The sequence below is a fragment of the Mucilaginibacter lappiensis genome, assembly GCF_050433765.1.
In the GTDB taxonomy this organism is placed as follows: Bacteria; Bacteroidota; Bacteroidia; order Sphingobacteriales; family Sphingobacteriaceae; genus Mucilaginibacter; species Mucilaginibacter lappiensis_A.
Map to the genome: position 1 here is coordinate 118788 of NZ_JBNPWP010000002.1, position 12438 is coordinate 131225.

The window sequence follows — 12438 nt, forward strand, 5'->3', positions numbered from 1 at the left end:
TAAGGTGAAAATTCAGCGAAAAATAAGCTTTTTCATTGGATTTTTTAATCAACCATACATTTTAATACTCTTGTAAATTCCAAATTAAACAACTCAACAAGGTTCATTATCAGCTTTAACCTTTCCCCTTTAACCTTTGCACCTAAATTGTATCTTTGCAGCTATTATGAGCAAATCAACCGACGAACTTTTTAAAAATGTTATATCACATGCCAAAGAATATGGCTTTGTTTTCCCTTCGAGCGAGATCTATGATGGTTTAAGCGCTGTTTACGATTACGGCCAGTTTGGTGCCGAATTAAAGAACAACATCAAAACCTACTGGTGGAAAGCCATGGTGCAAATGAATGATAACATTGTAGGTATTGATTCGGCCATATTTATGCACCCTAAAATATGGAAGGCCAGCGGGCACGTTGATGGTTTCAGCGACCCGATGATTGATAATAAAGATTCAAAAAAACGCTACCGTGCCGATCAACTGCTGGAAGATAAGATTGATCGGTATGATAAAGACGGCAAAACCGATAAAGCCGAACAATTGCAGCATGATATGGATGAGGCCCTTAAAAATGAGGACCTGCCGCGACTGAAAGACCTGATCATTGAACATGAAATAGCCTGCCCGGTAAGCGGTACCCGCAACTGGACCGATGTACGCCAGTTTAACCTGATGTTTAGCACACAAATGGGCGCTGTTGCTGATGATGCAGATGTAGTTTATTTGCGTCCGGAAACTGCGCAGGGGATATTTGTAAACTACCTGAACGTTCAAAAATCGGGCAGGATGAAAATTCCTTTTGGTATTGCGCAAATTGGCAAGGCTTTCCGTAATGAGGTAATTGCCCGCCAGTTCATTATCCGTATGCGCGAGTTTGAGCAAATGGAAATGCAGTTTTTTGTACGCCCCGGCACACAAAAAGAATGGTTTAGCCAATGGAAAGAAACACGCCTTAAATGGCACCTTGCCCTGGGAACCGATGCCGCCAAGTACCGTTACCATGAACATGTAAAACTGGCCCACTATGCCGACGCGGCTTTTGATATTGAATTTGAATTTCCGTTTGGCTTTAAAGAGGTGGAAGGCATACATAGCCGCACCGATTTCGATTTAAGTCAGCATCAGAAATTTTCAGGTAAAAAACTGCAATATTTTGACCCTGAGGTTGATCCTGAAACAGATAAACCTTATGGTAACTATATTCCTTACGTAATTGAAACATCTATCGGGTTAGACAGGATGTTCCTGCTTACCATGATAAATGCTTACGAAGAAGAGGACCTGAGCACCGACGAAAAACAGGATAGCCGCACCGTGCTGCGCCTGCACCCTTGTCTTGCCCCGGTTAAAGCCGCTATTTTCCCGCTTACCAAAAAAGATGGTCTGCCCGAAAAAGCGCGCGAGATTATGGACAAGCTGAAGATTGATTTCAATATCCAGTACGAGGAAAAAGATGCTATCGGTAAACGTTATCGCCGTCAGGATGCCATTGGAACCCCTTTTTGTATCACGGTTGACCATCAGACCCTGGAAGACAATACCGTTACCATACGCCACCGCGATAGTATGGAGCAGGAACGTGTCGCTGCCGATCAGCTTGACAAGATCATTGGCGACCTGGTTAGCTGGAGAAACCTATTGAAGTAATAAGCTAAACTTTTAGATATATGAAGGCTCGCTGATTCAGCGGGCCTTTTTTTATTGCAATGAAATGGTGGTTCATTATACTTATTAAAACAATTTTCCTCATCTATTCTTTAATGTTAAATTAACCTCCTGCCGATATGCCTGCTGCAAAAGAATACCCATTTTATTTAAAAAATACCGTGATCCTATTCGGATTGATATTGCTGGTTTACGTTTTTTCGCAACTGGCCGATGTGTTGATACCGCTGGCGTTTGCTGCATTTATCGCCATACTGCTTAACCCTGTATGCAACTGGCTGCTGGCTCATAAAGTGCCCAAAATATTTTCCATTATTATTACCATGTTCATTGGCGCTGTACTAATAGTGGCCTTATTCTATTTTCTTTCAACCCAGATCATACAGTTTGGCGATTCACTGCCCATGCTCAAGCAAAAATTTGCTGAGTTGTTTGTTACATTTAAAGGTTGGGTTGCTGCAACATTCAATCTATCTATTCAAAAGCAGGATCAGATGATCAAAGATGCCATGAATAACAGCCAGGCTTTGGTCGGTCGTACACTTGGATCGGTACTGGGCGTGTTCGGGCTGGTATTTGTGATACCGGTATATGTTTTTTTAATCCTGTTCTACAAAACTCTTATACTTAATTTTGTTTTTGAAATATTTTCAGAGGAAAACTCCAAACAGGTGGCTGATGTTTTAAAAGAAACTAAAATGGCCATACAAAGCTATATTCAGGGTTTATTGATCGAGATGACTATAGTTGCCATCCTTAACTCAACCGCGCTGATGCTGTTAGGCGTAAAATACGGGATCCTGATAGGTGTTATAGGCGCTATATTAAATCTCTTGCCTTACATTGGCGGTATCATAGCTATCGCATTACCTGTACTAATGGCTACGGTTACCAAGGATGGTTACTCTACTCAATTAGGGGTTATCATAGCTTACCTGATTATCCAGTTTATTGACAATAATATATTGGTACCGCGTATAGTTTCCTCAAAAGTACAGATCAACGCACTCATATCTATTATTGTTGTACTGTTAGGCAATATGCTGTGGGGATTATCGGGCATGTTCTTGTCCATACCATTCATAGCTGTAATAAAGATCATTTTTGACCGCATTGATGATCTTAAACCCTGGGGTAAGCTACTTGGCGATACCGTACCTACCCGCTATAAAGGTGAAATATGGGGACGGAAGAAAAAGGTCGTATTACCAGCAAAGTAAATTCAAAAACTAAAACTCAAAATCAGTTGCATACGCAGTATCTAAAACAAAAAGTCAAAAGTGGATGGCAAAACCAAACCCTTTTGACTTTTTAATTTTGACTTTAAACTTATTAATGGCTAACCGGGTTATCGCCTTTATTTAAAGTACCATTGATATACAATAACTGATTCACTTTTTTAGGATCGCCCTGGTAAACCCATACAATATTGTTAATATACTTGCGGAAAGCATCGCTTACCTGCTCCAGGGTTAATTTTTTAACATCGTCTACCAGTGTTAATGAGCGTTTCCAGTTATTGAATAACACTTCATTTGACGCAATGGACGATGCCTGAGCGTTGTTGGTTTCGTTCTTATAATAAAAACCGGTGAGGTAGGTTATCTTCATGTTGGCAACCTCATCGGGCTTAAAGCCTTCTGTTTTTATCTTATCAACCAATTTATCAAATACTGCAATGTATTTATCGGGCTGGGTAGTTGATACCGAGAATTTGGCAACCGATGTTTGCCCCACGCTAAACCAGGCTTGTGGTGCGTATGACAAACCGTTGTTGGTGCGTACATCTAAAAAATGACGGTTCGCGAATATGCGCATGGCCACGTTAAATGCGTCAAAGTCGGCAGTTCCGGGTTGCGGACCGCTGGTAATACCCTCTACATAGTTGGTAGCCAGATCCCTTGATTCGGCATTGAATGAATTTTTATACACCCTGAAGAATGATTTTTTAAATTCAAACGGCTGGCCCTGTTTTATGCCGCCAAGCATTGCCTTTACTTTGGCTTCGATAACCGCCTTATCCAAATCGGCCACTACCACGATCATCATGCGCGATCTGGTCAATATTGACTGATAATAAGCCTTGGTTTCTTCGGGGGTTAGCTTGGTTACAATAGCAACCGTTCCATTAGGGTCTTTAGCATAATCGCGGTTAGCAAATGCTGTTCTGTCTGCATATTTATCAATGGCATTATCCGGCTGCGAATCGGCTTGTTTCAAATTGCTTATGGCATCATCTTTAATGCGGGCAAATTCCTTGGCATCAAACCGGGGTTGCGTTAATGCCTCCACATACAAAGGCCATACTACATCAAAATCACCCTTAATACAATTCATCCTGAGTATAGAGTAATTTTTATTACTGCTGCCATCAACAGTAGCGCTTACTTTATCCAGCTGATCTTTAAAGCTATTTTTATCGTGTTTTATAGTTCCGCACTCGGTAAGCGCGTTCATCGCCATCGATTCGATGCCCATTTTGGCGGCACTATAATTTTGCACACCGCCCTTTATAATGGTTTGTATCTCTACAATATCGTTGCCGCTTGGCTGCACAATTACCTTTACACCATCAACTGTGGTTTCGTAAGCTTTATTTTGTGCCTGTACTGTTTTTATATTTCCTATCGCCGCTGCAATTAGCAGGCTGAACACTAATTTCTTCATCATGATAAGATTTAAATTTACTTAGCTACAAAAAATGAAGCTACATTTTGTTTTTTACTTAACTCTGGTGCTATAATAATACCTGCCGCGTATGGTTTACCAACCACATAGGTGCTCAGGTACTTTTGTATATCGGCCCGTGTAACTTTCTGGTAATTGTTATCCAGATCGGTATAAAAATCAAGCGATGTGCTGCACCATTGATAGCTCATCTGGCTGGGTAATCTTGACGGTTTCTCTTTTTGATGGATGCTGTTGCGCAGTAAAATAGCTTTGGCGTCATTCAACTGTTCATCAGTAAAATAATCGGCCTTAACCCACAAGTTTATCTGGTTCATCAGTTCATCGTAACACTCCTTTAATTTATTGGGATTTGGAATTATGGTAACATCAACCGGGCCAACGTAGCGGCTGGTTGTATAGCTTACATAAGCGCCGCTTGCCAAACCCTTATCAACCAGGGCCTGCTGAAGCTTTGACGAGTTTAACCCAAGAATGGTCGAGAACACATCAGCAGCAACGGTTGAAGCCGAATCTGTTAGATAAGAAGGCCCCTGCCATGACAACTGGATGTACGGTGTTTGGGCAATAGTACTTTCCTTTATAAAATACTCACTCTTTGTTAGCGGTTTAAAAGGTGGGATAGGAAATTTTTCGTGCGGATTAAACCCGCTGCTGGCCCAATCGCCAAATATACTTTCGGCAAGGGCAAAAGCTGCTTCATGTTTTACATCGCCGCAGATGGTAAGCAAGCTGTTATTCGGGAAATAATACTTGTCTTTGATAACCATCATCTTTTCGGGCGTGGCTGTATTGATCACTTCATGTATCCCGATAGGGTTTTTGCGGGTGATGAGATCGCCCCAAAGCTTTTGCTGTATACCAAACCAAAGCTGGAAACCTGGGTCGCTTTCGGCGCGTTGAAACTCGCCGTCAACTACAGGGCGTTCCTTTTTCATGTCCTCTTCACGGTATATTGGAAAGCGGATGGCCGCGTTCATGAATTTTAAGCCTGCTTTAAGACTATCCCTGTCAAAAGTAAAATAATAGTTAACCCGTTCCACATCGGTTGTACCATTCCAAATGGCACCTAACTCCTGCGTGCGTTTTAAAAATACCTCCTGGTTAGGATAATCCTTGTTGGCCTTAAAGAACATGTGCTCAAAAAGGTGCGATAAGCCGCTAAATTCAGGGCCCTCGGTGTAGGCTCCATTTTTTACAGCAATTTCAATGGTTGCCAGCGGCACCTTGCTGTTTTCAATAACCACTACTTCCAATCCGTTTGAAAGCTTTTTCCAGAAGTAACCTTCCGGCAATCGGGGTTGTGCAATTGCACAGCAAAAGCTAAACACCCCAGCAACACTTAGTGCTAAAATTTTGGTAAAATTCCGGGTCATATACTTATAATATTTTAAACATTATAAATATATCGGTATATTCTATAAAACGTGCTATAAAACGTGAAGGTTTTAAATATTTGAATTGCTTTTTCAGCTATAGCCTAACCATAAGTGATTTTCGCACATTTTATTGATCGCTAAGCTGTTGCTATACGGGCAAGCTATATTTAAATACCCGATTTGATACTATTATATGGCAACCCCATATCGTCAATAGAGTACTGGGTAAGTACACTATCCTTTAAGGTGCAGTAATCGCCACGGTGGGTTACAATCAGCTTTTCAACCCCGTCTTTATTATCACGCATAGGCACCGTTGCCGACACTACTTTGCCTGCGGTATCCAGTTCAAGAATATACAGTTCCTTTTTAGGGTCGTTAGGTTCGGTAAAAGGGATAATAACAGTTTGGTTATAGTCGTCAACAAAACGGCCCAAAATGCTTTTGCCCGTTATTTCCTTTGGATTTAAACCAAGCAGGTGTTTAGCAACCTGTTCGGTTAAACCTGTAATTTTTAATCGTACTGCATTGCCGTCGGCATCCTTTAGTGTGTCCTGCATGGTTACTAAATCCTTGTTAGGGTATTTGGCGGTGGCATAAAAATTATTGTCGCCTGTATTTTTATCATTATGACCGGGTAATAAATAACAAAGCAGCAGGTTTGGTAATGCCGAACTGTCTGCTTTAATTTTTGAGGCAATGCTCAACAGGTCAGCCTGACTTAAACGGCCATTGATATTAACGGTAAGCTTACTGGCAGTATCGCTTTTAACAAGCCTTGATATGGTGTAATGTGGTACGTCTTTTTTTGAACAACCAAAAACAACCAGCATAATTATAAAACCAAACAGAAAATTCTTCATAATGGCAAAGTTAACCGTTGATTTTGGTGATTACGTTGATTACGTTGATTTTTTTCAATTTTGATTAGTGCGATTAAAGCATCATCGGAATTTTTGACCGTTGATTAGGTTGATTTTTTTGTCTGGGCCTTGATTTATACGATTAAAGGATTGCCATGATTTCGTGGATTTTTCCTTACCTGATCAGGGTAACGGTTCCGTTTTGACGGGAGCTTTTGCCATCGGGCATGTTATAAGTGGCAATCCAATAGTACACGCCAAAAGGAGCCTGGTTGCCCTTAGTTGTACCATCCCAGCCGTTATAAATACTTTGAGACTGAAACAACAGATTACCCCAGCGATTATATATGAAAAGCTTAAAATTGAGTGGGTTACTTTCCTGGTTAGGTCTGAAAAAATCATTTATACCATCGCCATTAGGGGTGAATGTATTGGGGAAAATAACCGGCTCGCATTTATCCTGCGTTATATCAACATCTATTTCATCTAAAATACAATCCTGCTGGTTAAGTATGGTAAAATGATTTGGCCCTGGGGTTAAACCTTTAATAGTTTGATCAATTGAAAATACATCAATACCGTGTTTCACCTTTGCAGCACCTTTACCATCACCATTGATACTAAACTTTATTTCGCCAAGTAGTGTGCACACCGCGGCTTTAACCTTATAAGTTAGCGCAGGTTTATCTAAAGTAAAATCAGGAACTATTACCTGCTGTTCTGTATGGTCGCCGCCCGATGAGGTAACTGTTAGCATATAGGTGCCCGGTATCAGAAAATCAAATACCCCCGTATTATTACTCTTATTATTTAAGGTGTAAGTGTAGGTATCCGGATGATCCTGAGTAATTACTTTTACACTGGCTTGCCCATAAACGTTACATTCTGCCTGTATTTGTATGTCGTTAATTGTTATTGGCGGGCAATTATCCTGCAGTAGTGTGTAGTCCTTTTCATCGGCAATGCATCCATTTGGTTTTAAAATAGTAAAGTGATAACTGCCGGGATTTAAACTGCTAAAAGTATGATCGAAGCCAAAAACCTGGCCATCGTACCTTATTTTATAAGATGCATTAGCTGCTCCCGCGTCCAGTTTAATTTTACCTTTAACATCACATACCGGATTGTTTTTGATAGCTGTTATTACCGGATTACTGAGCGAATAATCAGGAACATTAACATCTGTGCCTATTGGTATTTCCGCACCATTGGATGTGATGGTAACATGGTAATTGCCCGGTGCAAGATTATTAAAAATACCTGTTTGATTACTTTGGCCAGTATTTAGTTTATAAGTATACTGACTGTTATGGGCTTTAGTAGTGATTTCTACGTGCCCCTTGTTTAGTACGTCACACTCCTGGGTAATATTAATATCCTGTATCTCAATAACAGGTATAGCACCTGCTTCTACTTCGCTTGCAGCATCATAGGGATAGTAAGGCAAGGTGCCAATTGTGCCTTTTACAGTCTTGTTTTCCATATCCAGCTCAATAATTGTTGAACCTAAAAAGGCATATGCCTTGTTAACTCCGTTTATTGAAGCAACTGTTAAACCAAAAATTGAACCGGGAATAGGTATATACATGGTACTGTTAGCCGGATCAGTGATGGATACTTTAACAATCCCTCCCTCGTTAGCTGCCATGTATAGCTCATCGTTATAAAATACCAGATCCCCACCTGCACTATAAGGCATGGTGCCTAATAATACAGGGTTCGTAGTGTTTGGCGCAAGTGAAAATAAATTACTGCCGCTAACAAAATACAGGTTTCCCTGCTTATCAATGGTGAGGGCATTTCCACTTACACCGGAGGCAATACTGATACAATTACTTATGCTGGGCGTATCTCCCCCGGTTATTTCACCTGAGTATAATGTCCCATACATCGAATTATAAAAAATTTTATTGCCCGAAATAGCAATTGAAAAGAAGCTACCGTATCCGCAGCCCCCAACGGGTACCGATATTAGCCCAGTATTGGTTATCGTGACCCTTTCCAGTGAGCCGCTTGAAGTTGCAACATAAAATTGCTGACTATAGCTCTTAACAAATGCTAAAAGCAGAAAAACGAAAAGGAGTATAGTTCTTTTTGTAAAAGAAACAGTATTGGTGACAGGCAAGGACAAAAAATTATAAGGTAAATATAAATATAAAACCTTACATGGGTATTGACATTGTAGTATTTAAAACTAAAATTGATACGGATAATTTAAAATTAAATTATACCATACAAAGCGCCACCCTTTTCGCCCATTTTATCAACCAGTTTTTCAACTTCGGGGTCTTTTTCTAGCACGGGGGCATGGTGGGGTTTAATACGGGCATCAATAACCAGCGGACCGGTGCAACCCCAGTGTTTATGTTCGGTAAAGCTGCCAATACCATAAATGTCATGCGATGGATTACTGCGGGTAAAAGTTACCCAAACAAAGTTGTTTATATTTTCGGCAGCAAAAGCGGCATCATCACAAAGCACTATCAGTGGCAAGCCGCTTAGCTCTTCTTCCTCTTCTTTCAGCCGGTATTCTATGATGCTGATAATGTTATCCATATCCTGATGGTTTACCTGTTTAGGCACTTCAACCATTAGCACACCTGGTATGGCCATTTTATAATTATTGACAGGCCTGGGCAGGTCAAACCATGATGGCAGCTCTGTCCATAATTTGCGTTTAATATGGCCTGCCACTGTGATGGCTACCTTACTGCCCGAGTTTAGTCCGCTGCCACTGTAATCAAGGGTATCAATAGTTGTGCGTGTGTAAAAGTGCAGGTCGCGGGTTAAATCAACCCGTTGCAATATGTGGTTTAAAAAAGCGGCAATGTTATTCACATCCAAATTCGGATCATCTTCCTGTGCGGCTATCAGCAGGTATTTTGCCAGGCTCAATTGGCTTTTACCCAATATATGATTCGCAATGGTCAGTATCTCCTGTGGTTTACGCTCTTTGATGTAAGGCGTATAACGCTCGCTGCCAATAGCAAACAATAACGGGTGAACACCTGCAGCATCAACCGCATTAACCGCGTGCAGACCAGGGATCTCCTTAGGTATGGCTGCACCACTGATCTCATGGATGAGTGCTCCAAAGCTGGTATCTTCCTGTGGCGGGCGGCCAACTACCGTGAATGACCATATGGCATCCTTACGGTGGTACACATTATGCACTTTCAACAGTGGGAAAGGGTGTTTTAAGCTATAATAGCCCAGGTGGTCGCCAAAAGGACCTTCGGGTTTATTATCATGTGGCATTACTGTTCCGGTGATCACAAAATCAGCATCTGCCGAAATACAGAACCCTTCATCATCATAAAAATAGCGGAAACGACGGTTACCCAATGCACCAGCGAAGGTCATTTCTGATAATCCCTCGGGCAGTGGCATTACCGCTGCCACTGGATGCGATGGTGGACCACCCACAAATATGCTCACCTTTAGGGGTTGCCCCTTGGCGTTCGCTTTGGTTTGATGTACGCCAATACCACGGTGTAGCTGGTAATGGAGGCCTATTTCCTCATTTAATATATAATCGTTACCGGCCATCTGAATACGGTACATACCCAGGTTAGCGTCCATAATGCCGGGTTTATCGGCATCTTCGGTATATACCTGCGGCATGGTTACAAAGGGGCCACCGTCCATAGGCCAGTTCACTATTTGGGGGATGTCGCTTATTTGGCAATAGCCAAAGTTAATGGGAGCACCGGCACGACTTTTCATAGGCAGGGCCGATAAAGCGGTAAGTGCCACACCCGCATATTTAAAAGGATGTTTAATAGCTTTTATTGGATCATTCTTGAGGTCAACCAGGGTCTTGATCTTATCAAAGGTATCCCTGAAAATAAACTTCGACCGCTCCAGTGTGCCAAAAAGATTGGATACAGCCGGGAACTTGCTGCCTTTAACATTTTCGAAAAGTATGGCCGGACCCTGATTTTCAAATACACGCAGATGGATAGCCGCCATTTGCAGATATGGATCAACCTGCTCCTTTATACGTATCAGGTGACCATTTTTTTCAAGATCGGTAATGCAAGCCTGTAAACTTTTATAACCCATGCACGAAAGTAGTAAATTTAGTCATTGGGGCATTAAGTCATTTTTACTTTCAGGCCATGTATTTACTGTTCAGACCATTAAGTGGTTAGTTATTTTGTCTGTAGATAATATAGACATTTTTAATACCCAATGTCTTTATCATTCAATGACTTAAATGATCAAATTTTGCTACTTTCGCAGTTAAAGTTGACTGCAAATGATGTCGGTATTTGTATTTACGCTTATCATATTTATCGGCTCGTATTTTGCGGGTTTATTAGGTTCGTTAACTGGTTTGGGTGGTGGGTTTGTCATTATTCCACTGCTAACGCTGGTGTTGCGTGTTGATATTCATTATGCTATCGGCGCATCGCTGGTATCAGTAATTGCCACCTCATCCGGTTCGGCAGCCGCTTATGTAAAAGAGGGCATCACTAATATAAGGCTGGGTATGTTCCTGGAAATTGCCACTACTGCCGGCGCCATGGTTGGCGCACTTATAGCGGTTTATATCCCAACAAATTTTATAGCTATTTTATTTGGTGTAATCCTTATTACATCTGCTATCATGTCATTACGTAAAAAGGCCGAGCACATAAGCCGGGAAAAGAGCAAACTGGCCGAAAAATTAAAGTTAAACAGCAGTTTCCCTACTGCTAATGGCCCGGTAGCTTACAGTGTGAAAAATGTTGGCGGCGGATTTTTCATGATGCTGTTTGCCGGCGTTATATCGGGCTTGCTGGGAATAGGCTCTGGTGCATTAAAGGTATTGGCTATGGATACCATTATGCGTATCCCCTTCAAGGTGTCAACCACTACCAGTAATTTCATGATTGGTGTAACGGCTGCTGCAAGTGCTGTTGTTTATTTGCAAAGAGGATATATTGATCCGGGTTTATCAATGCCTGTGGCTATAGGTGTTTTACTTGGTGCGCTAAGCGGATCAAAAATACTGGTGCACACTACCTCATCCGGATGGTTGCGCTGGGTATTTGCCATTGTGGTAACTTTTTTGGCATCGCAAATGATATATAACGGATTTATAGGAAAAATATAGTTGGCTCACTTGTTCAATAGCTCATTGGTTCGTTAGTGAACAGAGGACAACTTAGATATACTATTACATATAACACCAATAAACAATTAAACCAATGAACCCAAAAACATTTAAAGATTATGATATGCAGATCGTTATAGGCTGGATATTACGCGTTGGGGTGCTGCTATCTATGAGCATTATATTTATTGGTGGTGTGATATACCTGTACCGGCATGGGCAAGTACCAGCTGATTACAGCACATTTAAAGGTGTTCCTGATTTTGTGCATAGCGCGCAGGGCATATTTAATGGTATCATTACCTTAAGGGGGAGGGCCATTATACAGGCAGGAATAGTATTGCTTATTGCAACTCCTGTAATACGTGTGGTATTTTCGGCCATTGGTTTTGTGCTCGAAAAAGATTACCTGTATACAGGCATTACCTTATTGGTTTTACTTATTATTTTTGCAAGTATGCTTAGCGGCCACGCAGGTTAAATATTTTAAAAACATTTTTTCAACTGCATATATTATAATATATATGCAACGGCGCGTAGTAGAGTCATCGGCATTAAATAGCTTAGGCTATGATCCCTCGGCCAAAATTTTAGAGCTGGAATTCAGGGACAGTGGCGGGGTATGGCAATACTTTGGCATTACATCAACCATGTATAAAAAATTCATCAATTCCGAATCATTAGGCCACTTTTTTGTTACCAAAATTAAAGGCAGGTATCCCGAATTGCGTATCAGGTGAT

At 41.2% G+C, this 12438-nt stretch carries 10 protein-coding genes; 5 read left to right on the plus strand and 5 right to left on the minus strand.

Going from position 1 to position 12438, the window contains the following annotated elements:
- Positions 1 to 166 precede the first annotated feature (166 nt).
- Positions 167 to 1648, plus strand: a complete 1482-nt coding sequence (locus M2273_RS05965) for a glycine--tRNA ligase (RefSeq protein WP_429394233.1) — start codon at positions 167 to 169, stop codon at positions 1646 to 1648.
- Between the two features lie 137 nt (positions 1649 to 1785).
- Positions 1786 to 2886 carry an AI-2E family transporter gene (locus M2273_RS05970; protein ID WP_429394236.1) on the plus strand — a complete coding sequence of 367 codons (1101 nt, stop codon included), beginning with the start codon at positions 1786 to 1788 and terminating at the stop codon, positions 2884 to 2886.
- Positions 2887 to 2998: 112 nt separating this feature from the next.
- Here the strand turns inward: M2273_RS05970 and M2273_RS05975 are convergent, their stop codons facing one another.
- The 5 genes from M2273_RS05975 to M2273_RS05995 all read right to left on the minus strand — a co-directional run bounded on the left by M2273_RS05975 (position 2999) and on the right by M2273_RS05995 (position 10661).
- A complete protein-coding gene (locus tag M2273_RS05975) occupies positions 2999 to 4336 on the minus strand; it encodes a M16 family metallopeptidase (protein WP_429394239.1) in 1338 nt (445 codons plus the stop codon).
- Positions 4337 to 4350: 14 nt separating this feature from the next.
- On the minus strand, positions 4351 to 5730 hold the full coding sequence (locus M2273_RS05980; RefSeq protein ID WP_429394242.1) for a M16 family metallopeptidase: 1380 nt from the start codon (positions 5728 to 5730) through the stop codon (positions 4351 to 4353).
- 170 nt (positions 5731 to 5900) lie between these two features.
- On the minus strand, positions 5901 to 6596 hold the full coding sequence (locus M2273_RS05985; protein ID WP_429394245.1) for a hypothetical protein: 696 nt from the start codon (positions 6594 to 6596) through the stop codon (positions 5901 to 5903).
- A 175-nt stretch (positions 6597 to 6771) separates the two neighbouring features.
- Entirely contained in the window at positions 6772 to 8487 is a 1716-nt protein-coding gene (locus tag M2273_RS05990) for a gliding motility-associated C-terminal domain-containing protein (RefSeq protein WP_429394247.1), read from the minus strand.
- Between the two features lie 329 nt (positions 8488 to 8816).
- Entirely contained in the window at positions 8817 to 10661 is a 1845-nt protein-coding gene (locus M2273_RS05995; protein WP_429394250.1) for a UbiD family decarboxylase, read from the minus strand.
- Positions 10662 to 10860: 199 nt separating this feature from the next.
- Here M2273_RS05995 and M2273_RS06000 point away from each other — a divergent pair, with 199 nt between their 5' ends.
- The 3 genes from M2273_RS06000 to M2273_RS06010 all read left to right on the plus strand — a co-directional run bounded on the left by M2273_RS06000 (position 10861) and on the right by M2273_RS06010 (position 12437).
- Complete coding sequence (locus M2273_RS06000) at positions 10861 to 11697, plus strand: sulfite exporter TauE/SafE family protein (RefSeq protein WP_429396337.1); 837 nt, start codon at positions 10861 to 10863, stop codon at positions 11695 to 11697.
- A gap of 94 nt (positions 11698 to 11791) precedes the next feature.
- Positions 11792 to 12178, plus strand: a complete 387-nt coding sequence (locus M2273_RS06005; protein WP_429394253.1) for a DUF1634 domain-containing protein — start codon at positions 11792 to 11794, stop codon at positions 12176 to 12178.
- Positions 12179 to 12221: 43 nt separating this feature from the next.
- Positions 12222 to 12437: a KTSC domain-containing protein gene (locus tag M2273_RS06010; RefSeq protein ID WP_429394256.1), complete on the plus strand. Its 216-nt coding sequence runs from the start codon at positions 12222 to 12224 to the stop codon at positions 12435 to 12437.
- The last annotated feature ends 1 nt before the right edge of the window (position 12438 follow it).

What these genes read in the sequence shown, in the direction of transcription:
- M2273_RS05965 (WP_429394233.1), top strand. Translation starts at nt 167, where the DNA reads ATGAGCAAATCAACCGACGAACTTTTTAAAAATGTTATATCACATGCC.
- M2273_RS05970 (WP_429394236.1), top strand. Translation starts at nt 1,786, where the DNA reads ATGCCTGCTGCAAAAGAATACCCATTTTATTTAAAAAATACCGTGATC.
- M2273_RS05975 (WP_429394239.1), bottom strand. Translation starts at nt 4,336, where the DNA reads ATGATGAAGAAATTAGTGTTCAGCCTGCTAATTGCAGCGGCGATAGGA.
- M2273_RS05980 (WP_429394242.1), bottom strand. Translation starts at nt 5,730, where the DNA reads ATGACCCGGAATTTTACCAAAATTTTAGCACTAAGTGTTGCTGGGGTG.
- M2273_RS05985 (WP_429394245.1), bottom strand. Translation starts at nt 6,596, where the DNA reads ATGAAGAATTTTCTGTTTGGTTTTATAATTATGCTGGTTGTTTTTGGT.
- M2273_RS05990 (WP_429394247.1), bottom strand. Translation starts at nt 8,487, where the DNA reads ATGTATGGGACATTATACTCAGGTGAAATAACCGGGGGAGATACGCCC.
- M2273_RS05995 (WP_429394250.1), bottom strand. Translation starts at nt 10,661, where the DNA reads ATGGGTTATAAAAGTTTACAGGCTTGCATTACCGATCTTGAAAAAAAT.
- M2273_RS06000 (WP_429396337.1), top strand. Translation starts at nt 10,861, where the DNA reads ATGTCGGTATTTGTATTTACGCTTATCATATTTATCGGCTCGTATTTT.
- M2273_RS06005 (WP_429394253.1), top strand. Translation starts at nt 11,792, where the DNA reads ATGAACCCAAAAACATTTAAAGATTATGATATGCAGATCGTTATAGGC.
- M2273_RS06010 (WP_429394256.1), top strand. Translation starts at nt 12,222, where the DNA reads ATGCAACGGCGCGTAGTAGAGTCATCGGCATTAAATAGCTTAGGCTAT.